The sequence below is a fragment of the Allokutzneria sp. NRRL B-24872 genome, from assembly GCF_002155965.1.
Lineage (GTDB): Bacteria > Actinomycetota > Actinomycetes > Mycobacteriales > Pseudonocardiaceae > Allokutzneria.
This window is the reverse complement of sequence record NZ_MUMH01000054.1, coordinates 1-22492: the sequence shown is the minus strand read 5'-3', so window position 1 is coordinate 22492 and position 22492 is coordinate 1. Positions and strand designations below refer to the sequence as shown.

Sequence of the window (22492 nt, the reverse complement as noted above, 5' to 3'; positions counted from 1 at the left end):
GCGGTGCGGGGGTGTCGCGGGGGTCCGGGACGGCCGGTCGGTACCCGGGCTCGGGCGCACTGGGGGAGCCGAGCACGACCTCGGGGAAGGCGGTGCTGGGAACGGGGTCCCCGCCCGCGGAGGCGAACAGCGCGGCACACGTCAGCAGCACGGCGGCGACGGCCGCGCTGACCAGGACGACCACAGGTCTCATGGCCGGTGTTACGCGGGTCCTTCACCCGAAAGTTGTGGGTGCTCCCCGGCAACTTCCCGGCCGGTCGCGCCGTACGGAAGCCCTGGTCAGGCAGGTTGCCTCAGACGCCGATCTCGCGGCGCAGCTTCGCGACGTGCCCGGTCGCGCGCACGTTGTACATCGCCTTGCTGATCACGCCGTCCGGATCGACGACGAAGGTGGAGCGGATGACTCCGGTGACGGTCTTGCCGTACATCTGCTTCTCGCCGAAGGCTCCCCACTCGGTGAGCACGGTCTTGTCCACGTCGGAGAGCAACGGGAAGGTCAGGCCCTCGGCGTCGCGGAACTTGGCCAGCTTCGCGGGCTTGTCCGGGGAGATCCCGAGCACCACGTGGTCGGAGCCGTTGAGCTCGGCGAGGCTGTCGCGGAAGTCGCACGCCTGCTTGGTGCAGCCCGGGGTGCTCGCGGCCGGGTAGAAGTAGACGACCACGTGCTTGCCCTTGAAGTCGGCCAGTGACACCGGCTTCTCGTCGGCGTCGGGGAGGGTGAACCCCGGCGCGGTGTCACCGGGGGCAAGGCGCTTCTGCTCGGTCATGGCGCAGACGCTAGCCCGTGCCCCCGACAGCGCCACGCGAGCGTCCCGCGCCCCCTGAAGGGGGGACAAAGCGGACGAAAGTGCAACCGGAAGCGGTCGCCACCGGTCCAACTCCCGTTCGTCCACCTCACACTGGGAGAGACTCATGGTGCGAGCCGCAAAGGCCCTTCTCGTGGGCGCCGCCATCACCGGCCTGCTGGCAGTCACGCCGCTGAGCGCGTCCGCCGCCCCGACCGGCAAGTACTTCTCGAGCTTCGACGCCTGCGAGAAGGAAGCCAGGGTGATCCGCGACGGCATCGTCGGCGCGGAGTGCAAGTTCGTGTTCTGGAAGTGGAAGTGGCAGCTGCACGTGTACGGCTGATCCACGCCCGACTTCGAGGCGGCGGCCGGATGACCGGACGCCGCTTTCTCATGCGGTCAGCAGGCCGATGCCGAGCGTGAGGACTCCGGCGGCGAGGGAGAGCGCCCCGAGCCACACGAGCGCGAAGAGCTTGTTCGGCCGAGTCACCTCGCCGCGCCCCATCGAGGAGGCGAAGAACCCGGCGGACATCAGGATCGCCGCGAACGGCACTCCCGCCCGCGCGACGTAGCCCGCGAACCCCTCCAGCGCGGTCGCGTCCGCCAGCACCAGGCAGACGAGGCCGAGCGTGACGAGCACTCCGGCGTGCGCGTGCCCGGCCCGCGCGAAGTTCTTCTGGAACTGGGTCATCGGCACGTCGCCGCGCGCGATCTTGGTGAGGAACCAGCCGCCGAACTCGATGGTCACGATCGTCAGCAGGACGACCCCGGCGATCGACTGCGACGCCGGGCTGAGCTGGATGGTCATGGTGGTCTCCGCGTCGTTTGGGAACGGCGTTATAAAACACCGTTACGATAACGCGTGTCAAGCTCGGGGGATGACGGAGTGGAAGCCGCTGCGAGTCGTCGAAGGACTGCCCCTGCTCGGCGGGGAAGGGCGCTACCGGGTGCGGTCGCGCAGCGAGCTCGGGGTGCTGCTGGAGATCGCCTACCCGGCGGGCGTCGCGAGCCCCGTGCACAGCCACGACCACGACAGCCACGTGCACCTGATGAGCGGCCACGTGATCGGCACGCTCGACGGTGAACCGGTCGAACTGCGCGCCGGTGAGGTCGTCGTGCACCCGCGCGGAGTGCCTCACTCCGTGGTCGCGGTGACCGACAGCACCTGGCTGGAGTTCAAGTCTCCGCCCACGATCCCCTTGGCGTGAAACGAATTCCGCCCACACCACCCGCTCCGCTCGCCCTCGGTCACGCCGCTCTGGCAGTGTTGAAAGCGGGGGGTTCCCCGGCCGTGCGAAAGCCACCCTCGCCCGCGTCAGGGCGCGCGTTGAGGAAGGTGCACGTTGAGGAACGGGCGCGTGGGGAAGCGGCGCGCTGGGGAACGGGCGCGTGAGGAGGGGTGTGTTGGGGAAGGGGATGCGGTGGTTGAGCCGCCGATGTTGGGTCTTGGTGCCGCTCGGGGGCTACAAGGCCCGCCGAGCGCCCTTGTTGGCCATCGTCAACCCGCGACATGCCCCGCTGCTCGCGAGGGTTTGGGGTATTTGAAGACTGGTGAACCCCGCGACGTGCTGGGGAGAAGCGCGGTGGTGCGCGGGAAGCCTTGGCGCGCAAGGTGATTCGCTGACTGCGTGTCGTGCGGTGTGATCGGTGATGCGAAAAGTGTTCCGTGCCAACGGATTCGCCTGCTGGCTGGGCGCACTGCTGGCCATCGCGATCCGGGGGCGCGATCCGGGGTGTCAGTGGGGCTGGTGCGCTGCCAGGCGCAGCAGGAACTCCGCGTTGGTGGGCGCCTTGCGGAGGCCGTCCAGCAGCTGGTCGATCCCGTTGTGCTCGCGGGTGTTCAGCGCGCGGCGCAGGGTCCTGGTGAGCACCAGTTCCTCCGGGGTGAGCAGCAGGTCCTCGCGGCGCGTGCTGGACTGCTCGATGTCGACCGCCGGGAAGACGCGGCGACCGGCGGTCCTGCGATCGAGCTTGAGCTCGGCGTTGCCGGTGCCCTTGAACTCCTCGTAGGTCACGCCGTCGCCGAGCGAACCGGTCTCGACGAGCGCGGTCGCGAAGATCGTCAGAGAGCCGCCGCCCTCGATGTTGCGCGCGGCGCCGAGGAAGCGCTTCGGCGGGTGCAGCGCGCTCACGTCGATGCCACCGCTGAGGACGCGGCCCGAACCGGGCGCGGCGAGGTTGTACGCGCGGCCGAGGCGGGTCAGCGAGTCCAGCAGCACCACGACGTCGCGGCCGCTCTCGACGAGGCGTTTTGCCCGCTCGATCGCCAGCTCCGCCACGGAGATGTGCTCGGCGGGCGGGCGGTCGAAGGTCGACGCCATGACCTCGCCGGGCATCGAGCGCTGGATGTCGGTGACCTCCTCGGGGCGCTCGCCGACGAGCACCGCCATCAGGTGGCACTCCGGGTGGTTCTTGCTGATGCCGTGCGCGATGTCTTGCAGCACAGTGGTTTTCCCGGCCTTGGGCGGCGCGACGATCAGGGCGCGCTGCCCCTTGCCGACCGGCATGACGAGGTCGATGACGCGGTTGGTGAGCCGGTGCGGCTCGGTCTCCAGGCGCAGTCGCTCGTCGGGGTGAATCGGCGTCAGCGACGTGAATTCGGGCCTGTTACGGGAGTTCTCCGGCGAACCACCGTTCAGACTGTCCACTTCGGACAGTGCGAAGCGGGTGTCGACGGGACCGCCGACGGTGTCGCCTCGGCGCAGGCCGTGCTTGCGGACGAGGGACAGGGGGACGCTGACGCGCTCGCCGTCCTCGGCGAGCAGTGACGCGGATTTTCCTTGTACGTCAAGGATTCCAGTGATGGTGTTCATGGTGTGAAGTCCTTCCGGACAGCGTTGGGCGCGGCCGGAGGCCCCGTGCGGTGCGACGGACTTCGGCCTTGATGAGGGTGCTGCTCCGAGTCGACACGCGGGATGTGCGTGGAGTGGAGAGCGATCAGATCTCTTGTGGGAACCGGAACATTTACCGGAGAGTCATCCAGCAAGAGCAGATGAGCCGAAGGTACATCGCCGCCACGGTCCTGGCAAGCGAAACGCCCCCGACCGGTCCGGTCGGGGGCGTCACACCAACGATCAGCTCGGCGGCGGGAGCGGCTGGCCACCGCGCGCGGTGAGCAACGTGCGCAGCGTCTGGGTCTCCTTGCCCTGCGACAGCAGCATGCTCTGCGCGAGGTTCTTCACCTGCGGGTTGGTCGCGTACTTCGCGGCGTACTCCATCATCTGCGTCCCACCCTGGTGGTGGCGCAGCATCAGCTGGAGGAACATCACGTCCAGCTCGCGCCCGGACAGCGAGCGCAGGCGCTGCCACTCCTGCTGGGTGTACATGCCGGGCATGATGTCCACACCGGGGTCGTTGGGGTTGGTCGCGCCGTGCCCGTGCGCCACCGCCTCCGGACCGGTCATCCACTTCATGTACTTGCCCGATGCGGGCAGCTCCGGCTTGTCCCACAGCCCTAGCCAGCCCTCCATCCGGCCGACCTGGCCGAGCTGGCTGGTCTCGATGTCGAAGGCGATCTGCCGGACGGCCTGGTCGGTGCTGTGGTCGCGCGCCCAGCCCGCCATCTGCACCGCCTGCCGGTGGTGCACGCTCATGTCCTGGGCGAAGCCGACGTCGACGGAGTTGCTGGCGGGCACGCCGTGACCGCCGGGCAGGCCCAGCAGCAGCCCGCCGGCGGCGCCGAGGAGCAGCACCGCGAGCACCGCGACGGAGACCACGAGCACCCGCATCGCGGTCGAGGTCTCCCCGGGCGGCTGGTCCGAGCCGATCTCGGCGGCCGCGTCTCGGTCGGCCGAGTCCTGGTCAGCCACCGGAACCCGGCTGCGGTTGGGGCTGACCGGGCTGACCGGGCTGACCGGGCTGACCGGAGGGCGGCGGCGCGGGCGGCTCGTAGTTCATCGGCTTGGCGTCCGGGCCGGGCGGGGTCGCGTCGAAGGGCGGCGGGTTGTCCGGGTCGAAGGCACCCGGCCCGAGCGCGTCGCAGGAGGCGTTCAGCTCGGGGTAGGTGTACTGGTTGCGGCGCAGCGCGTGGACGAACTGGTCGATGCGCTCGTCGTTGGCGCTGTCCACCTTGAGCTGGCGCCCCCAGGACTGCAACGACACCGCGCTGTCCAGCGTCGGGTACGGCGACATCATGATGAACTGCTGGTTCACCACGCGCTTGCGCAGCGCTTCGAGGTCGGCGCCCTTGACCTTGTCGGGGTGGTAGGCGATCCACACCGCGCCGTGCTCCAGCGAGTGGACCATGTTCTCCGTGCGGACCGGGCGCTCGTAGACGTTGCCCATGCAGGCCGCCCAGTAGCCGTCGTGCGGACCGCCGAAGGCGGGCGACTGGTCGTAGGCGACGCGGTCGGCGGGCGAGACGTGGCTCTGCGGCTTGTAGTCCTTGTGGACAACGCCCTTGATCTGCTTCGACGGGTCCTGGTTGGACTGCGAGGGCGTGAACGGCGCGAGCGCGTCGAGCTTGGCCTGCTTGTCGGCCTGCTGGAAGTGCACGAAACCGAACACGCCGCCGGCGAACACCACGATCGCGACGAGCGCGGCCACCAGACCCCACGGCTTCGGCTTCTTGATCGCCGCCGCCGCGCGCGCCGCGCTGGCGTTGCGCCGGGCCTGTTTGCTGTTCTTGCCGCTGGCCATGCCCTCGGTCCTCGTTCCCTCGCCGCCCACCAACCGGGCGCCAGTCTAAGGACACCAGGTCAAGCCGGGGTCAGCTCAACGGCCTATTCCGCTCCCACCAGACGGGAGCGGGGGAAGTCGTTTCACTGCTCCGTTCGGGTATCCCTAGACTTGCCCGGTGACCCCCGCAGCCCTCGCCGAACTGGTCCGTTCCGCCGCCGTCGACGTCCTGACCGCCCGCGGTCTCGACACCGCGGTCCTGCCGGCCCAGGTGACCGTCGAGCGACCGCGCAACCCCGAGCACGGCGACTACGCCACCAACCTCGTGATGCAGGTCGCCAAGAAGCTCGGGGTCAACCCGCGCGAGCTCGCCACGGAGCTGAGCACGGCGCTGGCGACGACCGACGCGATCGACTCCGCCGAGGTCGCGGGACCGGGCTTCGTGAACCTGCGGCTGGCCGCCGACGCCACCGCCGGGCTGGTCCGCGCCGTGCTGACCGCCGGGGACGACTACGGCAAGGGCGCCGCGCTGGCCGGGCGCAAGATCAACCTGGAGTTCGTCTCCGCCAACCCGACCGGGCCGATCCACCTCGGCGGCACCCGCTGGGCCGCGGTGGGCGACGCGCTCGGCCGGGTGCTCAGCGCTCAGGGCGGCGACGTGACCCGGGAGTACTACTTCAACGACGCGGGCGCGCAGATCGACCGCTTCGTGAAGTCCCTCGTCGCCGCCGCCAAGGGCGAGCCCGCTCCCGAGGACGGCTACGGCGGCGAGTACATCGGCGAGATCGCCAGCCAGGTCCTCGCCGCCGCGCCGCAGGCGCTGGAGCAGGCCGACGCCGAGCGGGACGAGACCTTCCGCAAGGTCGGCGTGAACCTGATGTTCGAGCAGATCAAGAAGAGCCTGCACGAGTTCGGCACCGACTTCGACGTCTACTTCCACGAGAACTCCCTGCACCAGTCGGGAGCCGTGGGCACCGCCGTCGAGGCGCTGAAGGCACAGGGCAGCCTGTACGAGAAGGACGGCGCCTGGTGGCTGCGGTCCTCCGACTACGGCGACGACAAGGACCGCGTCGTCATCAAGAGCGACGGGGCGCCCGCCTACATCGCCGGTGACATCGCCTACTTCCAGGACAAGCGCGCCCGCGGCTTCGACCTGTGCATCTACATGCTCGGCGCGGACCACCACGGCTACATCGCCCGGCTCAAGGCCGCCGCTGCCGCCGCCGGTGACGACCCCGCGACCGTCGAGGTGCTGATCGGCCAGCTCGTCAGCCTGGTCCGCGAGGGCAAGCCGGTGCGGATGAGCAAGCGCGCCGGCAACGTCGTGACCATGGACGACGTGGTCGACGCGATCGGCGTGGACGCCACGCGCTACGCCATGATCCGCGCCTCCGCCGACTCCACGCTGGACATCGACCTGGACACGTGGAGCAAGCGGACCAGCGACAACCCCGTCTTCTACGTGCAGTACGCGCACGCCCGGCTGTCCTCGCTCGGCCGCTCCGCCGCCGAACTGGGCATCGAGCTGGGCGACGTGGCGGACGCGGACCTCTCGCTGCTCACCCACGAGCGCGAGGGCGACCTGATCCGCACGCTGGGCGAGTTCCCGCGCGTGCTGGCCTCCGCCGCCGAGCTGCGCGAGCCGCACCGCGTCGCCCGCTACCTGGAGGGCCTCGCCGGGGCCTACCACCGCTTCTACGACGCCTGCCGCATCCTGCCGCGCGGTGACGAGGAGGTCAGCGAGGTGGCCGTGCCGCGGCTGCACCTCTGCGCCGCCGCCCGCCAGGTGCTGGCCAACGGACTTGCCCTGCTGGGCGTGAGCGCACCGGAGCGAATGTGAGAGCGCACCCCGCCGGTCCCCGGCACGCCGACGTCATCGTGCCCGCGAACACCGCGGGCCCCCGCCCGGTCTCCTTCCCGGAGCAGGACGAGCTGCACGCCAACGTCTGGCCCCGCAACGCCCGCCGCACCGACCAGGGCGCGGTGGAGTTCGCCGGGGTGGACGCGCGCGATCTCGCCGAGCGCTTCGGCACGCCGCTGTTCGTGATGGACGAGGACGACTTCCGCGCGCGCTGCCGCGAGCACGCCGAGGCCTTCGGCGACGCCGCGCTGGTGCACTACGCCTCCAAGGCGTTCCTGTCGGTGGAGATCGCCCGCTGGGTGGCCCAGGAGGGCCTGGGCATCGACGTGTGCAGCGGCGGCGAGCTGGCCATCGCGCTGCGTGCGGACTTCCCGCGTGAGCGGATCGCCTTGCACGGCAACAACAAGTCGGTCGCCGAGCTGACCGCGGCCGTGGAAGCGCGGATCGGCGTCGTCGTGGTCGACTCCTTCCTGGAGATCGCCAGGCTCGACCAGATCGCCCGCGAGCGCGGTGTCGTGCAGCCGGTGATGATCCGCGTCACGGTCGGCGTCGAGGCGCACACGCACGAGTTCATCGCCACCGCGCACGAGGACCAGAAGTTCGGCTTCTCCCTCGCGGCGGGGGACGCGGCCGAGGCCGCAGCCAGGGTGCTCAAGGCCGAGGGCCTGTCGCTGATCGGCCTGCACAGCCACATCGGCTCGCAGATCTACGACGCGGACGGCTTCGAGATCGCCGCGCACCGGGTGATCGGCCTGCTGGCCCAGCTGCGGAAGGAGCACGGCGCCGACGCGCTCGCCGATCTGTCCACTGTGGACCTCGGCGGCGGGCTCGGCATCGCCTACCTGCCGACGGACAACCCGCCCCCGCCCGCCAAGCTCGCCGAGCAGCTGCTGTCCATCGTGGAGCGCGAGTGCGGCCAGGCGGGCATCCCCGTGCCCAAGGTGGCCGTGGAGCCGGGCAGGGCGATCGTCGGCCCGGGCACCGCGACCCTCTACGAGGTCGGCACCATCAAGGACCTGGAGCTCGGCGGCGGCACCGGGCGGCGCTACGTCAGCGTCGACGGCGGGATGAGCGACAACATCCGCACGGCGCTCTACGACGCCGAGTACGACTGCCGCCTGGCCTCCCGATCGGCCGAGGCAGAGCCGGTGCTGTCCCGAGTGGTGGGCAAGCACTGCGAGTCCGGGGACGTTCTGGTGCGAGACTGCTGGTTGCCGGGCGACATCGCGCCCGGCGACCTGCTCGCGGTGGCGGCGACCGGCGCCTACTGCTACGCCATGGCCAACGGCTACAACCGGCTGGTCAGGCCCGCCGTCGTTGCCGTGCGCAACGGCCAGGCCCGGGTGCTGCTGCGGCGGGAGACCGAGGAAGACCTCTTCCGCCTGGAGGCGTGAGTTGACGAGCACAGCTTCGAACCCGACCGGGGCAACGCCGATCAAGGTCGCCCTGCTCGGCTGCGGCACGGTCGGCACCGAAGTGGTGCGGCTGCTGCACGAGCAGGCCGATGACCTCGCCGCCCGCATCGGTGCCCCGGTGGAGCTGGCCGGTATCGCGGTCCGCAGGCCGAACAAGCACCGCGACGTGCCCGCCGAGCTGCTGACGACCGACGCCACGGCGCTGGTCTCGCGGCCCGACGTCGACGTGGTCGTCGAGGTCATCGGCGGTATCGAGCCGGTGCGCACGCTGCTGGTCGACGCGCTCTCGGCGGGCAAGTCCGTGGTGACCGCGAACAAGGCGCTGCTGGCGGAGAACGGCGGCGAGCTGTTCACCGCCGCCGACGACTCCGGGGCCGACCTCTACTTCGAGGCCGCGGTCGCCGGGGCGATCCCGCTGCTGCGCCCGCTGCGCGAATCCCTCGCCGGTGACCGGATCACCCGCGTCATGGGCATCGTCAACGGCACCACGAACTACATCCTCTCCGCGATGGAGGCGACCGGCTCCGGCTACGCCGAGGCGCTGGAGGAGGCGAGCAGGCTCGGGTACGCCGAGGCCGACCCGACCGCCGACGTCGACGGCTTCGACGCCGCCGCCAAGGCCGCGATCCTGGCCTCGATCGCCTTCCACACCAGGGTCACCGCCGCCGACGTGCACCGTGAGGGCATCTCGTCGGTCACCGCGGCCGACATCGCGGCGGCCCGCTCGCTGGACCGCTCGGTCAAGCTGCTGGCGATCTGCGAGCGCGTCACCGACGCGGAGGGCGACGAGGCCGTCTCGGTGCGCGTGCACCCGGCGATGATCCCGAAGTCGCACCCGCTCGCGGGCGTCGGCGGCGCGTTCAACGCGGTGTTCGTCGAAGCCGACGCCGCCGGTCAGCTCATGTTCTACGGCCAGGGCGCCGGGGGAGCGCCGACCGCGAGCGCGGTGCTCGGCGACCTGGTCGCGGTGGCCCGCAACCGGGTGGCCAGCGGACGCGGACCGAGGGAGTCGGCCTACGCCGAGCTGCCCGTCCGGCCGATGGGCCAGACCAGGACGGCCTACCACATCAGCCTGGACGTCGCCGACCAACCGGGCGTGCTGACGCAGGTCGCCGCGGTCTTCGCCGAACACGGCGTGAGCATCGCCGCGGTGCGGCAGGAGGGCCGCGACCACGAGCCCTCCGCGAGCCTGGTGGTGGTCACCCACGCCGCCCCCGACGCCGCTCTTCGGTCCACAGTGGACAAAGTCGCCGGACTGCCCGTCGTGCGCGAGGTGGTCAGCGTGATGCGTGTCGAGGGCGAGGAACAGTGACCGCTACCCACAACCAGCTCAGTCCGGTCAGCGCGGGCTGGCCGGGGATCATCAACGCCTACCGCGACCGGGTGGCCGTGCCGGACGGCGCGCGGGTCGTGACCCTGCACGAGGGCGGGACGCCGCTGCTGGAGGCCCCGCACCTGTCGGAGCTGACCGGCTGCCGCGTGCTGCTGAAGGTGGAGGGCCACAACCCCACCGGCTCCTTCAAGGACCGCGGCATGACGGTCGCGATGACGCACGCGCTCGCCGAGGGCAGCAAGGCCGTCATCTGCGCCTCCACCGGCAACACCTCCGCCTCCGCCGCGGCTTACGCCACCAGGGCCGGGCTGACCAGCGCGGTGCTGGTGCCGCGCGGCAAGATCGCGCTCGGCAAGCTGGCCCAGGCGGTCGCGCACGGCGCGCGCATCCTCCAGGTGGACGGCAACTTCGACGACTGCCTCGAACTCGCGCGCAAGACCGCGGCGGAGTACCCGATCTCGCTGGTCAACTCGCTCAACCCGGTGCGCATCGAAGGCCAGAAGACCGCCGCGTTCGAGATCTGCGACGTGCTCGGCAGGGCGCCCGACGTGCACTGCCTCCCGGTCGGCAACGCGGGCAACATCACCGCGTACTGGAAGGGCTATTCGGAGTACGCCGCCGACGGGGTCGTCGAGACCGCGCCGAGGATGTTCGGCTTCCAGGCCGCGGGCGCGGCGCCGCTGGTGCACGGCGCGCCGATCTCGAACCCGGAGACCATCGCCACGGCCATCCGGATCGGCAGCCCCGCGTCGTGGAACGGCGCCATGACGGCGAAAACCGACTCCGAGGGCCTGATCGACGCGGTCACCGACGAGCAGATCCTCGACGCCTACCGGCTGCTGTCGGCGCGCGAGGGCGTGTTCGTCGAGCCCGCCTCGGCCGCGAGCGTCGCCGGTCTGCTGCTCACATCGGGCGATGGGCGGATGCCCAAGGGATCGCTCGTGGTCTGCACGGTGACCGGGCACGGCCTCAAGGACCCCGACACCGCGCTGCGCGACGTCCCCGAGGTCGAGGCGCTCCCGGTGGAACCGGGCGTCATCGCCGCCGCTCTCGACCTGAGGTGAGGTCCGCCGTGAACAGCGCTGTTCGTGTGACCGTTCCCGCGTCCACGGCCAACATGGGCTCGGGCTTCGACGCGCTCGGCATGGCGCTGGCCATGCACGACGTGCTGGAGGTCGAACTCGCCGAGGACGGCCTGCGGATCGAGGTCGTCGGCGAGGGCGCTGGCCAGGTGCCCCAGGACGAGTCGCACCTCGTCGTGCGCGCGATCCGCGCCGCCTTCGACGCGTGCGGCTTCGGCGCGCCCGGCCTGCGGCTTCGATGTCATAACAACATTCCGCACGCGCGCGGCCTCGGCTCCTCCGCAGCGGCCGTCGTCGCGGGTGTCGCGGCGGGCTACGCGCTCGCCGGGCACAAGCTCGATGATGACGCGTTGCACTTGGCCGCGGAGTTCGAAGGGCACGCCGACAACGCCGCCGCGAGCTTCCACGGCGGCGCGGTGATCGCGTGGCACGACGGCCTCAAGCACCGCGCCGTGCGTGTCGAGCCGCACGTTGAGCTGGCCCCGATCGCGTTCGTGCCGGAGGTCACATCCTCGACCGCGATGACGCGCGGGCTGCTCCCGGAGCGGGTCCCGCACCGGGACGCGGCCTTCGCGGCGGGGCGCGCGGCGCTGGCCGTGCACGCCCTCACCGACCGTCCTGACCTGCTGCTGGACGCGATGGCCGACCGGTTGCACCAGGAGTACCGCCGACCGGCGTGGCCGGAGTCCATGCGGCTCGTGGACGCCTTGCGGGAAGCCGGGATCGCCGCCGCGATCTCCGGGGCGGGACCCACCGTGCTCGCGCTGCCGACGGGGGCGGGCGCGCTGCCGGAAGGGCTGCCACTGGGCGGTTTCACCGCGCACCGGCTGCCCGTGGACCTCGACGGCGTGCGCGCCGAGGTCGTGCCGAGGGGCGCGTCCGGGGCCGAATGAGTCGATCTTCCTCACCCGGATGCGCTAAAGCACAGGTAGACAAGGCCCTTCGCGGCGCGTCGGGGGTGCCCGGTTGTTGCACCGGTCTGCGGCGGGGTCTACGCTTTGCACCATCAGTCACCGCGCGCACGGTCGCCGGTGCAGTTCCCGGACACATGTCTCCGGGTCGCATCTCCCGTTGAGTGTTGACCTTGTGGCCCAACCACGACAAGGTCGGCGCACTCGGGTACCCGACCACCGCAGTGACTGACGAGTTCCGTATCGGTGGCCATGATCGCCTGCGATACCCCGAGGTTCCGCGAGGCCCCACCGAGACTGGACTTGAAGCGCTGTTCCCGCGTCCCGCGGCGGCAGCGCTCCGCTGGTTCGCGTAGGAGGCGCGTTCCGGTCAGGAAGGACATGTGTGAGCGACACAGAACTGTTGAGCAGCGACGCCCCCGCTTCGAACGGGACCGCCCCCAAGAGGCGCGGTGGCCTCTCCGGGATGGTGCTCGCCGAGCTTCGCCAACTCGCGGGAGAGTTGGGCATCGGCAACACCAGCGGGATGCGCAAGGGTGACCTGATCGCTGCCATCAAGGAGCGCCAGGGCGGAGGGTCCGGGGGGCGTGCCAAGCAGGCCGCGCAGCTCCCGCTGCCCGAGGCCGAGAGCGCTCCTGCACCGGCCAAGTCCGCCCCCGCCGAGGTCAAGGCCCCGGCCGCCGACGCCGACGCCGCGGGCGACACCCGCCGTGGCCGCAGCAGGCGCCGTGCCGTCTCGCGTCCCGCGGGCAGCCCGGACGCCGAGCGCGGCGATGCCACCGAGGCTCCGGCTCCGGCCGCCGTCGAGGAGAAGGCGGAGGCGCCGCAGCAGGACAAGGGCCAGCAGGACAGGGGCCAGCGCCAGGACTCCGGCCGCGAGCGCGGTGACCGTGGTGACCGTTCCGAGCGCCGCAACCAGCGCGGTGGCGACCGCGAGGAGCAGGGCGAGCGGTCCGAGCGCCCCGAGCGGGGTGACCGTTCCGAGCGCGGTGAGCGCGGTGAGCGTTCCGAGCGCCGCAACCAGCGCGGTGGCGACCGCGAGGAGCAGGGCGAGCGGTCCGAGCGCCCCGAGCGGGGTGACCGTTCCGAGCGCGGTGAGCGCGGTGAGCGTTCCGAGAGGGGCGAGCGCGGCGGCCGTGGCCGCAACCGGGACCGGGACGACCGTGGCGAGCGCGGTGACCGTGGAGATCGCGGTGAGCGTGGCGACCGCGGGGAACGCGGAGACCGTGGCGACCGTGGTGAGCGCGGCCAGCAGCGCGAGCGCGAGCAGGTCCGCGACGACGATGACGACGAGGACGGCGGCCGCAGGCGCGGTCGGCGCTTCCGCGACCGTCGCCGCAACCGCGGTGGCCGTGGCGAGGAGGGTGGCAGCGGTAGCGGCCGTGGCTCCGGTGGCGACCGCGAGACCGAGGTCCGCGAGGACGACGTGCTGCTCCCGGTGGCCGGCATCCTCGACGTGCTCGACAACTACGCGTTCGTGCGCACCTCGGGCTACCTGTCCGGGCCGAACGACGTCTACGTCTCGCTCTCCCTGGTGCGCAGGCACGGCCTGCGCCGGGGTGACGCGATCACCGGTGCGGTGCGCCAGCCCCGCGACGGCGAGCAGCAGCGGCAGAAGTTCAACCCGCTCGTCCGCGTGGACACCATCAACGGTGTCGAGCCCGAGGCGGCGCGCAACCGTCCCGAGTTCACCAAGCTGACGCCGCTGTACCCGAACGACCGGCTCCGCCTGGAGACCGAGCCGCACATCCTCACCACCCGCGTCATCGACCTGGTGATGCCCATCGGCAAGGGGCAGCGCGCGCTGATCGTGTCCCCGCCGAAGGCCGGTAAGACCTCGGTGCTCCAGGCGATCGCCAACGCGATCACCACGAACAACCCCGAGTGCTACCTGATGGTCGTGCTGGTGGACGAGCGGCCCGAAGAGGTCACCGACATGCAGCGCTCGGTCAAGGGTGAGGTCATCGCCTCCACCTTCGACCGGCCCCCGGCCGACCACACCACGGTCGCCGAGCTGTCCATCGAGCGGGCCAAGCGCCTGGTCGAGGCCGGCCACGACGTGGTCGTGCTGCTGGACTCCATCACCCGCCTCGGCCGCGCCTACAACCTGGCGGCCCCGGCGTCCGGGCGCATCCTGTCCGGTGGTGTGGACTCCACCGCGCTCTACCCGCCCAAGCGCTTCCTCGGCGCCGCGCGCAACATCGAGGGTGGCGGTTCGCTGACCATCTTCGCCACCGCGCTGGTGGAGACCGGGTCCACGATGGACACGGTCATCTTCGAGGAGTTCAAGGGCACCGGTAACGCGGAGCTCAAGCTGGACCGCAAGATCGCCGACAAGCGGACCTTCCCGGCGGTGGACGTGGACGCGTCCGGTACCCGCAAGGAAGAGCTGCTGCTCTCGCCGGACGAGCTCGCGGTCACGCACAAGCTGCGCCGCGTGCTCTCGGCGCTGGACGACCAGCAGGCGATCGACCTGCTGCTCACCCAGCTGCGCAAGACCCGGACCAACATCGAGTTCCTGATGCAGGTCGCGAAGAACAGCCCCGGTGGCAACAACGACGACTGATCGTCGCCGCACCACCTCCTCGGCGGCCCCCGCTCTTCGGAGCGGGGGCCGCCGAGCGTTTGTGGCGGAAACGCACGAGCCAATTTCGTGAATGGTGATCAATTCACCTGTGCGGAGCCGTCTGTTCGATGTACTCCGGTAGATCGGACAGTTGTCGATCTCGGCGAACACGTGAGATCGGTAACTCTGTGCGATTGCGCCATTGCGGTGGAAGGATGGTTCGACCCTGGTCGGACCGTGAACCGCCGGGTAAGCAACTAATCGGGGATCACTGGTGCTCTCGGACGGGGAGGCGACGCGCGTGCGTGCGCGACTGCGCGGGGATCGGCGTCGACCCGACCTGGGGTTGGCCGCCCTGTTCCTCGCCGCAACCGCCCTGATCGTCACCGTCCTGATCCGCGGTGCGGTCGACGTGCCCAGCCTGCTCGTGGAGTTGTCGCTGTTCGCTGTGGCGTGCTTATCGGGAATTGTTGTGCGGCAACGTTTTCTCGTTTCAGTCGAGCGGCGCCACGCCGAGGAGCTGCGTGATCAGCGGCTCCGGCTCGCGGCCGATCTGCACGACGTGCTGGGCCACCACCTGAGCGCGATCAGCGTGCGGACCTATCTGCTCGACGACCTCGTTCCGGAGCAGCGGAGCGAGATCTCCAGTGCTACCAACGAGATCCGCGAGAGCGGTCGCGCGGCTGTCGCCGACCTGGGCGAGCTCGTGGCCCACCTGCGCGGCGAAGCCGGTGCGCGTGCGCGCGGCCTCGACGGCGTCGCCGAGCTCGTCCGCGTGGCGGAGGCCGCGGGCAACGAGGTCGAGCTGCGGGTGGGGGAGCTCGGCGCGGACCTGCCGCAGGAGGTCGGCGCGGAGCTGTACTGGGTGCTGCGCGAGGCGCTGACCAACGTGGTCCGGCACTCCTCGCCGACGAGGGTGCTGGTGCGAGTGGAGATCGTCGGCGCGGAGCTGGTGGTGGGCGTCAGCAACGAGCGCTGTCGCGTCGACCGGCCGAGGCGCCTGTTCCCCGGGACCGGCTTCGGCCTGCGGGGGATGCGGGAGCGCGTGCGCCGCCTCGGCGGGCGGGTGGAGACCGGGCGGGTCTCCGGCGGCGGGTATCGCGTGTTGGCCGCTGTTCCCGTGAGCAGAACCGGCCTGGCAGTGGACCGGACCGCGTAGTCCGGCCGCGGAGCGTTGATGGGTGGGCTAGTCGTGAGTGGGGTGTTCGGATCACCAGATCCGATTCGGGTGCTGCTCGCCGACGACGACGTCGTCGTGCGCACCGGGCTGGCCGCGTTGCTGGCGCGGCGGCCGCCGATCGAGGTCGTCGGCGAGGCCGCCGACGGGCTCTCCGCGCTGGGCGCCGCGCTCAGCCTCCGGCCGCACGTGCTCGTGATGGACGTGCGGATGCCGGTGATGGACGGGATCACCGCGACCAGGCGGCTGCTCTCCGACTGGACGACGCCGGAACCCCGGCCGCGCGTGCTGATCCTGAGCACCTTCGACTCCGACGAGTACGTGCACTCCGCGCTGCGGGCGGGGGCCAGCGGGTTCCTGCGCAAGGACGCGACGCCCGACGAGATCGCGCACGCGGTCCGGGTGGTCGCCGCCGGCGACGGCATGCTCAGCCCCGGGGTGACCGGCAGGCTCATCCAGCAGACGGTGCGCAGGATGGTCGAGCCGGAGGAGTCCGAGCTGGCCGGGACCGAGCTGCTGACCAGGCGCGACGTGGAGGTGGTCCGGCTGGTCGCCTCCGGGCTGTCCAACGCGGGCATCGCCGCCGAACTGGGCCTGAGCGAGCCCTCGGTGAAGAACCGGGTCACCAAGGTGCTGGCCAAGCTCGGCCTGGACAACCGGGTGCAGCTGGCGATCTTCGCGCTCAAGGTCGGCCTGGCCAGGCTCTCCTAGCTGCTGTCCGCTCCCGCCCGGTCGGGGGCGCGAGCGGGCGGGAGCGGACAGCGGTGCGCGCGGCTCAGGTACCGACGACCAGGTGGTCGTCGTCCTCGGCGCACTGTTGCTCGCGGCGCTGTGCGCGGTGCAGGCCGGCGATCAACACGGAGGTGGCGAGAACGCCCACGGCGGTGGCGGGCAGGGCGGGGACGAGCGCGCCGTCCAGGAATAGCCCGCCGACGAGCAGCGTTGCAGCCCACGGCCAGCGCACCCAGTGCCGTTGCCAGGAGGCGTTCCAGCGGACTTCCCCGCTGGTGGCGACGGCGAGTGCGGCGGCCGCACCGGAGTGCGCGCTGCTCAACTCGACCGGGGCCGCGCTGACCAGGAACAACGCACCGTTGAGGCCCGCGACCATGCCGATGAACAGCAGCGGCAACCCCAGCCACCCGGCCAGGGAGAGACGACGCTGCGCTGTGCACCCCACGTGCCCAGTCTGCTGCCGAACGTGAAGAAGGGAAGGCGCTTCGCCTTCACCTTCGGCGGGTGGTCGGCGGGGTGCGACGGGTGGCTCGACGGGCACGTGCCGGGAGCTGGCACGGCGTCTGGCACACTGGTAGGTCGAAGTCTGGCACCGGTTCACCCCACGTCCTGACCAGGAGCAGGGGACCCGGCGGCCGTCGAGAGAAGAGGACACACAGGTGAAGAGCAACATCCACCCGGACTACGTGGTGACCAACGTGACCTGCGGTTGCGGGAACAACTTCACGACGCACAGCACCAAGCAGTCCGGTGCGATCCACGTCGAGGTCTGCTCCAACTGCCACCCGTTCTACACGGGCAAGCAGAAGATCCTGGACACCGGCGGTCGCGTGGCCCGCTTCGAGGCGCGCTACGGCAAGCGCGCGGCGAAGTAGCCCCACACGCTCAAGCGCCCGTCCGGAGCAGATCCGGGCGGGCGCTTCGCGTGTCCACCTGGGCACTTGCCACACTTGGCGCCACCACCGACCTCCGGAGCACCCCGTGACCCGATCAGTTGCCGAATCCGTCGACGCGCTGCTCGCCGAGCACGCCGAGCTGGAGGGTCAGCTGGCCGACCCGGACGTGCACTCCGACCCGGTCGCCGCGCGCAGGCTGGGCCGCCGCTACGCCGAGCTGGCCCCGATCGCGCTGACCGTCAAGGAACTGGACGGCCTGCGCTCGGACCTCGTCGCGGCCAAGGAGCTGGCCAAGGAGGACGCCTCCTTCGCCGAGGAGGCCGACGAGCTGGCGGCGCGCATCCCCGTGCTGGAGGCCAAGCTCACCGAGCTGCTGCTGCCGCGCGACCCGCACGACTCCGCCGACGTGGTCATGGAGATCAAGTCCGGTGAGGGCGGCGAGGAGTCCGCGCTGTTCGCCGGCGACCTGCTGCGGATGTACCTGCGCTTCGCCGAGCGCCAGGGCTGGCGCACCGAACTGCTCGACGAGGTCCGCTCCGACCTCAACGGCCACAAGGACGCCACCGTGGCCATCAAGGGCCGCGGCGAGGGCCCGGACGGCGTGTGGGCCAGGCTCAAGTTCGAGGGCGGCGTGCACCGCGTGCAGCGGGTCCCGGTGACCGAGTCCCAGGGCCGCATCCACACCTCCGCCGCCGGTGTCCTGGTCTACCCGGAGGCCGAGGACGTCGAGGTCGAGATCGACGAGAAGGACCTGCGCGTCGACGTGTTCCGCTCCTCCGGCAAGGGCGGGCAGAGCGTCAACACCACCGACTCCGCCGTCCGGATCACCCACCTGCCCAGCGGCATCGTGGTGTCCTGCCAGAACGAGCGCTCCCAGCTGCAGAACAAGGCCCGCGCCATGCAGGTGCTGCGCTCCCGGTTGCAGGCGCTCGCCGAGGAGGAGGCCGCGCGCACCGCCTCCGACGCCCGGCGCAGCCAGATCCGCACCGTGGACCGCTCCGAGCGCATCCGCACCTACAACTTCCCGGAGAACCGGATCTCCGACCACCGGGTGAACTACAAGGCCTACAACCTCGACCAGGTGCTCGACGGCGAGCTGGACGGCGTGCTCGGCGCGCTGGCCGAGGCGGACCGCGCGGAGCGGCTCGGCCAGCAAGGGTGATCATGAAGCGGTGCCCAGCGTGAACAACCGACAGCCCCTGCGCCTCGCCGTCATGGACGCCGAGCGCATCCTGGCCACCGCGGGCGTGGCCAGCCCCCGCGTGGACGCCGAACTGCTCGCCGCCCACGTGCTCGGCGTCGAGCGCGGACGGCTGCCAACGATCCCGTTGGTGGACCCGGCCTCGATCGAGCAGCTGCACAAGCTCGTCCGCCGCCGCGCCACCCGCGAGCCCCTCCAGCACATCCTCGGCAACGCCGCCATGGGCCGGGTGCTGCTCGACGTCGGACCCGGCGTGTTCGTCCCGCGCCCGGAGACCGAGCTGCTGCTGGAGTGGGGCCTCCGCCTGCTCGCCGCTGTCCGCGAGCCCGTCGTCGTCGACCTCTGCACCGGATCGGGCGCTCTCGCCCTCGGCTTCGCCCACGAGCGCCCCGACGCCGTCGTGCACGCCGTCGAGCTCGACCAGACCGCGCTCGCCTGGGCCCGCCACAACGCCGACGCGCGCTCGCACAACGGCGACACCCCGATCCGCCTGCACTCCGGCGACGTGACCGACCCGAAGGTGCTGGCGCAGCTCGACGGGACCGTGCACCTTGTGCTGTGCAACCCGCCCTACGTCCCCGAGGGCACCCCCGTTCCGCCCGAGGTCGCCGACTACGACCCGCCCCACGCGGTCTTCGCGGCGGACTCCGGCCTCTCGGTCATCCGGCACGTCGTGACCGCCGCCGCGCGCCTGCTCCGCCCCGGCGGCGGGGTGGCGATCGAGCACGACGACACCCACGGCGTGGTCGTCCCCGACCTGCTCAGCACCCGCAAGGTCCTCACCGCCGTGACCCCGCACGCCGACCTCGCCGGCCGCCCCCGCTTCACCACCGCCCTGCGCACCACCTGAGCTGGGCACCACCCGAGCTGGGCACCACCCGACCGGACCTCATCGCCCCGAACGACCCGTTCAGGTCCTCCAACGCACTGAACGGGTCGTTCAGGTACTCCACAGCGCACCGAACGGGTCGTTCAGGGCTTCGAACGCACTGAAGGGGTCGTTCAGGGAGTTCAGCGCACCAAAGGCGCCGTTGGGGCGGGCGCGGTGGTTGGCGATGAGCGGGGTGCTTGAAGACGGGCGTACCGGGGGTGGGCGCCCCGATCGTGCGGAGCGGGCGCGGGGCTATCGTGCTGGGGGTGAGCATGGTGTACGCGTGTGGTGGGGCCGACGAGAACGACGCGGTGCAGCGCGAGGCCGGGCTGGCCGCCGCGGCGGGCGCCGTGCGGAGCGGGCAGCTGGTGGTGCTGCCGACCGACACCGTCTACGGGCTGGGGTGCGACGCCTTCGACTCCTCGGCGGTGCAGAGCCTGTTGGACGCCAAGGGGCGCGGGCGGGACATGCCGTTGCCGGTCCTGGTCGGCTCTTGGTCCACTGTGGACGGTCTGGTGCTCTCGGTCCCGCACCAGGCGCGGCTGCTGATCGAGGCGTTCTGGCCGGGCGGGCTGTCGATCGTGCTGCCGCACGCGCCCTCGCTGAACTGGGACCTGGGCGACACCAGGGGCACGGTGATGATCCGCATGCCGCTGCACCCGGTCGCCATCGACCTGCTGCGCGAGGTCGGCCCGATGGCCGTTTCCAGCGCGAACCGCTCAGGTCACCCGCCGGCGACTACCGCGATCGGGGCACAGGAGCAACTCGGGGACTCCGTATCCGTCTATCTGGATGGAGGGCCGTCCGGGGACCCGGTCGCCTCCACCATCGTGGACCTCACCGGTCCACACCCGTTGGTGCTGCGTGAAGGTGCCGTCAGCCTCGCCGATGTGGCCGAGGTCGTGGGCACCGAGGTCGAACTTGCGCGGTAGCGTACGAAACGCGATTCGCGCCGCCCTACGACAGGAGCAAACGCAGTGACAACGCCGTTCTGGGGCCCCGACTTCTCCGCCCTCCAGTCCACCGACCCGGAGATCGCCGACGTCGTTCTCGGCGAGCTGGACCGGCTGCGTGGCGGGCTCCAACTCATCGCGAGCGAGAACCTGACCAGTCCCGCCGTGCTCGCCGCGATCGGTTCGACGCTGTCCAACAAGTACGCCGAGGGCTACCCCGGACGCCGCTACTACGGCGGCTGCGAGGAGGTCGACAAGGCGGAGGAGATCGGCATCGCCCGCGCCAAGGAACTCTTCGGCGCCGAGCACGCCAACCTCCAGCCGCACTCCGGCGCCAGTGCCAACCTCGCCGTGTACGCGGCCTTCTGCAAGCCGGGCGACACCGTGCTCGCCATGGACCTCAAGCAGGGCGGCCACCTCACCCACGGCTCCAAGGTCAGCTTCTCCGGCAAGTGGTTCAACCCGGTCCCGTACGGGGTGGACAAGGACACCGAGCTGATCGACTACGACCAGGTGCGCGAGCTCGCGCTGGAGCACCGGCCGAAGATGATCGTCGCGGGTGCCACCGCCTACCCCAGGCTCTTCGACTTCGCCGCCTTCCGCGCGATCGCCGACGAGGTGGGCGCGATCCTCTGGGTCGACGCCGCGCACTTCATCGGCCTCGTGGCGGGCGGGGCGATCCCGTCGCCGGTGCCGCACGCCGACGTCGTCTCCTTCACCACGCACAAGGTGCTGCGCGGCCCGCGCGGCGGCATGATCGTCTCCCGCGCCGAGCACGCCAAGGCGCTGGACAAGGCGGTCTTCCCGTTCAGCCAGGGCGGTCCGCTGATGCACAACGTGGCCGCCAAGGCGGTCGCGCTCAAGGAAGCCGCCTCCCCGGAGTACAAGGCCTACGCCGCGCAGGTCGTCGCCAACGCCGTCGCGTTGGCGAAGGGCCTGGAGACCGAGGGGATGCGGCCGGTCTCCGGCGGCACCGACACCCACCTCGCCCTGATCGACCTGCGCCCCATCGGCGTGACGGGGGCAGAGGCGGAGGCCCGCACCGGGGCTGCCAAGATCACTTTGAACAAGAACGCGATTCCGTACGACCCAGCCCCGCCGATGACCGCCTCCGGTATCCGGATCGGTTCTCCGGCAGTCACCACGCAGGGGATGACCGAGACGGACATGGCCGAGATCGCACGCCTGATCGGCCGTGCGGTCCGCGCTGAACGCGGTACCGGGAGCGGGGACGCCGAACTGGCTTCCGTCGCGGGTGCCGTCGCCGACCTGGTCGCCGCCAACCCTGCCTATCCGCGAGGTTAATCGTCCACCGTGGGCCCATCGCCTGCCTTCAATCCCGCTGGTCTGCCGGTGAGAGAGTTCTTTCTCGTCCTGTTGGTCTCCACAGCGGTGACCTTCCTGCTCACCGGCCTCGTCCGGCAGCTCGCCTTCAAGGTGGGCGCCGTCGCGTACCCGCGAAAACGGGACGTGCACGCGCAGCCCAAACCGAGGATGGGCGGCGTCGCCATGTTCGGCGGCGTGCTCGCGGGCATGCTCCTCGCGCTGCACCTGCCGGTGCTGCGCAACTCCTTCACGATCTCCTCCGAGGTCATCGGCGTCGCCATCGCCGGTGCGGTGATCGTGCTGGTGGGGGCGCTGGACGACCGCTTCGAGCTGGACTCGCTGACCAAGCTGGCGGGCCAGGTGACCTCGGCCGGCCTGCTGGTGCTCTTCGGCGTCCAGTGGTTCCTGTTCTGGGTGCCGTGGGGCGGGACCAAGACCGGCATGGGGCAGCTGATCATCCTCGACGGCGACCAGGGCGCGCTGCTCACGGTGCTGCTCGCGGTCACCATGATCAACGCGCTGAACATGGTCGACGGGCTCGACGGCCTCGCCGCCGGGATCGGGATGATCGCTGCCCTGGCCACCTGCGCCTTCACCATGGTGCTGATCGCGGGCAAGGGCAGCAACGCCTACCCCGCGGCGCTGATGGCGGCCACCCTGGCCGGGGCGTGCGTCGGGTTCCTGCCGCACAACTTCCAGCCGTCGCGGATCTTCATGGGTGATTCGGGGTCGATGCTGATCGGACTGATGCTGGCCGCGGCCAGCA

23 protein-coding genes are annotated in these 22492 nt (G+C 71.1%); 16 read left to right on the top strand and 7 right to left on the bottom strand.

Annotated elements, in window-relative coordinates; genetic code table 11:
- Positions 1–193 (bottom strand): hypothetical protein (locus tag CCN37_RS15450; protein WP_210408041.1); only part of this gene is annotated, 193 nt, incomplete at its 3' end.
- A gap of 100 nt (positions 194–293) precedes the next feature.
- Positions 294–767, bottom strand: a complete 474-nt coding sequence (gene bcp, locus CCN37_RS15445) for a thioredoxin-dependent thiol peroxidase (protein ID WP_086821467.1) — start codon at positions 765–767, stop codon at positions 294–296.
- Positions 768–912: 145 nt separating this feature from the next.
- Between bcp and CCN37_RS15440 the strand changes: the two genes are divergently transcribed.
- Complete coding sequence (locus CCN37_RS15440) at positions 913–1128, top strand: hypothetical protein (RefSeq protein ID WP_143261616.1); 216 nt, start codon at positions 913–915, stop codon at positions 1126–1128.
- Positions 1129–1176: 48 nt separating this feature from the next.
- Here the strand turns inward: CCN37_RS15440 and CCN37_RS15435 are convergent, their stop codons facing one another.
- Complete coding sequence (locus CCN37_RS15435) at positions 1177–1593, bottom strand: hypothetical protein (RefSeq protein ID WP_086821465.1); 417 nt, start codon at positions 1591–1593, stop codon at positions 1177–1179.
- Between the two features lie 70 nt (positions 1594–1663).
- Here CCN37_RS15435 and CCN37_RS15430 point away from each other — a divergent pair, with 70 nt between their 5' ends.
- Complete coding sequence (locus CCN37_RS15430; RefSeq protein WP_086821464.1) at positions 1664–1993, top strand: cupin domain-containing protein; 330 nt, start codon at positions 1664–1666, stop codon at positions 1991–1993.
- A 528-nt stretch (positions 1994–2521) separates the two neighbouring features.
- Here the strand turns inward: CCN37_RS15430 and rho (CCN37_RS15425) are convergent.
- The 3 genes from rho (CCN37_RS15425) to CCN37_RS15415 form a co-directional block, all read right to left on the bottom strand.
- Positions 2522–3598: a transcription termination factor Rho gene (rho, locus tag CCN37_RS15425; protein ID WP_086821463.1), complete on the bottom strand. Its 1077-nt coding sequence runs from the start codon at positions 3596–3598 to the stop codon at positions 2522–2524.
- Positions 3599–3859: 261 nt separating this feature from the next.
- Complete coding sequence (locus CCN37_RS15420; RefSeq protein ID WP_246843066.1) at positions 3860–4594, bottom strand: DUF305 domain-containing protein; 735 nt, start codon at positions 4592–4594, stop codon at positions 3860–3862.
- On the bottom strand, positions 4587–5423 hold the full coding sequence (locus CCN37_RS15415) for a DUF3105 domain-containing protein (RefSeq protein ID WP_086821462.1): 837 nt from the start codon (positions 5421–5423) through the stop codon (positions 4587–4589). The genes CCN37_RS15420 and CCN37_RS15415 overlap by 8 nt, the downstream gene beginning before the upstream one ends.
- Positions 5424–5580: 157 nt before the next feature.
- Here CCN37_RS15415 and argS point away from each other — a divergent pair, with 157 nt between their 5' ends.
- From argS to CCN37_RS15375, 8 genes are all read left to right on the top strand, one after another.
- Positions 5581–7242 carry an arginine--tRNA ligase gene (gene argS / locus CCN37_RS15410; RefSeq protein ID WP_086821461.1) on the top strand — a complete coding sequence of 554 codons (1662 nt, stop codon included), beginning with the start codon at positions 5581–5583 and terminating at the stop codon, positions 7240–7242.
- A complete protein-coding gene (gene lysA, locus CCN37_RS15405) occupies positions 7239–8657 on the top strand; it encodes a diaminopimelate decarboxylase (protein WP_086821460.1) in 1419 nt (472 codons plus the stop codon). The genes argS and lysA overlap by 4 nt, the downstream gene beginning before the upstream one ends.
- A gap of 1 nt (position 8658) precedes the next feature.
- Positions 8659–9990, top strand: a complete 1332-nt coding sequence (locus CCN37_RS15400) for a homoserine dehydrogenase (protein ID WP_086821459.1) — start codon at positions 8659–8661, stop codon at positions 9988–9990.
- A complete protein-coding gene (thrC, locus tag CCN37_RS15395) occupies positions 9987–11075 on the top strand; it encodes a threonine synthase (protein ID WP_086821458.1) in 1089 nt (362 codons plus the stop codon). Before CCN37_RS15400 ends, thrC begins: the two co-directional genes overlap by 4 nt.
- 8 nt (positions 11076–11083) lie before the next feature.
- A complete protein-coding gene (gene thrB / locus CCN37_RS15390; protein ID WP_086821471.1) occupies positions 11084–11986 on the top strand; it encodes a homoserine kinase in 903 nt (300 codons plus the stop codon).
- A 403-nt stretch (positions 11987–12389) separates the two neighbouring features.
- The gene (rho, locus tag CCN37_RS15385) at positions 12390–14570 is read left to right on the top strand and encodes a transcription termination factor Rho (protein ID WP_086821457.1); all 2181 of its coding nucleotides are present in this window, start codon (positions 12390–12392) and stop codon (positions 14568–14570) included.
- A 274-nt stretch (positions 14571–14844) separates the two neighbouring features.
- Complete coding sequence (locus tag CCN37_RS15380) at positions 14845–15729, top strand: sensor histidine kinase (RefSeq protein ID WP_168200685.1); 885 nt, start codon at positions 14845–14847, stop codon at positions 15727–15729.
- A gap of 33 nt (positions 15730–15762) precedes the next feature.
- Positions 15763–16458 carry a response regulator transcription factor gene (locus CCN37_RS15375; RefSeq protein ID WP_246843065.1) on the top strand — a complete coding sequence of 232 codons (696 nt, stop codon included), beginning with the start codon at positions 15763–15765 and terminating at the stop codon, positions 16456–16458.
- Positions 16459–16522: 64 nt separating this feature from the next.
- Here the strand turns inward: CCN37_RS15375 and CCN37_RS15370 are convergent, their stop codons facing one another.
- Positions 16523–16924 carry a hypothetical protein gene (locus tag CCN37_RS15370; RefSeq protein ID WP_143261615.1) on the bottom strand — a complete coding sequence of 134 codons (402 nt, stop codon included), beginning with the start codon at positions 16922–16924 and terminating at the stop codon, positions 16523–16525.
- Between the two features lie 214 nt (positions 16925–17138).
- Here CCN37_RS15370 and rpmE point away from each other — a divergent pair, with 214 nt between their 5' ends.
- The 6 genes from rpmE to CCN37_RS15340 all read left to right on the top strand — a co-directional run.
- The gene (rpmE, locus tag CCN37_RS15365) at positions 17139–17354 is read left to right on the top strand and encodes a 50S ribosomal protein L31 (protein ID WP_086821453.1); all 216 of its coding nucleotides are present in this window, start codon (positions 17139–17141) and stop codon (positions 17352–17354) included.
- Positions 17355–17460: 106 nt separating this feature from the next.
- Positions 17461–18537 carry a peptide chain release factor 1 gene (gene prfA, locus CCN37_RS15360; protein WP_086821452.1) on the top strand — a complete coding sequence of 359 codons (1077 nt, stop codon included), beginning with the start codon at positions 17461–17463 and terminating at the stop codon, positions 18535–18537.
- A 52-nt stretch (positions 18538–18589) separates the two neighbouring features.
- Positions 18590–19426: a peptide chain release factor N(5)-glutamine methyltransferase gene (gene prmC, locus CCN37_RS15355; RefSeq protein ID WP_086821470.1), complete on the top strand. Its 837-nt coding sequence runs from the start codon at positions 18590–18592 to the stop codon at positions 19424–19426.
- Between the two features lie 287 nt (positions 19427–19713).
- Positions 19714–20379: an L-threonylcarbamoyladenylate synthase gene (locus CCN37_RS15350; RefSeq protein ID WP_371504234.1), complete on the top strand. Its 666-nt coding sequence runs from the start codon at positions 19714–19716 to the stop codon at positions 20377–20379.
- 45 nt (positions 20380–20424) lie between these two features.
- Positions 20425–21705, top strand: a complete 1281-nt coding sequence (gene glyA / locus CCN37_RS15345; RefSeq protein ID WP_086821451.1) for a serine hydroxymethyltransferase — start codon at positions 20425–20427, stop codon at positions 21703–21705.
- 9 nt (positions 21706–21714) lie between these two features.
- Positions 21715–22492 (top strand): MraY family glycosyltransferase (locus tag CCN37_RS15340; protein ID WP_086821468.1); only part of this gene is annotated, 778 nt, incomplete at its 3' end.

Bases quoted from the DNA above. Each gene is read 5' to 3' on its own strand.
- bcp (WP_086821467.1), bottom strand. From the start codon at position 767: ATGACCGAGCAGAAGCGCCTTGCCCCCGGTGACACCGCGCCGGGGTTC.
- CCN37_RS15440 (WP_143261616.1), top strand. From the start codon at position 913: ATGGTGCGAGCCGCAAAGGCCCTTCTCGTGGGCGCCGCCATCACCGGC.
- CCN37_RS15435 (WP_086821465.1), bottom strand. From the start codon at position 1,593: ATGACCATCCAGCTCAGCCCGGCGTCGCAGTCGATCGCCGGGGTCGTC.
- CCN37_RS15430 (WP_086821464.1), top strand. From the start codon at position 1,664: ATGACGGAGTGGAAGCCGCTGCGAGTCGTCGAAGGACTGCCCCTGCTC.
- rho (WP_086821463.1), bottom strand. From the start codon at position 3,598: ATGAACACCATCACTGGAATCCTTGACGTACAAGGAAAATCCGCGTCA.
- CCN37_RS15415 (WP_086821462.1), bottom strand. From the start codon at position 5,423: ATGGCCAGCGGCAAGAACAGCAAACAGGCCCGGCGCAACGCCAGCGCG.
- prmC (WP_086821470.1), top strand. From the start codon at position 18,590: ATGGACGCCGAGCGCATCCTGGCCACCGCGGGCGTGGCCAGCCCCCGC.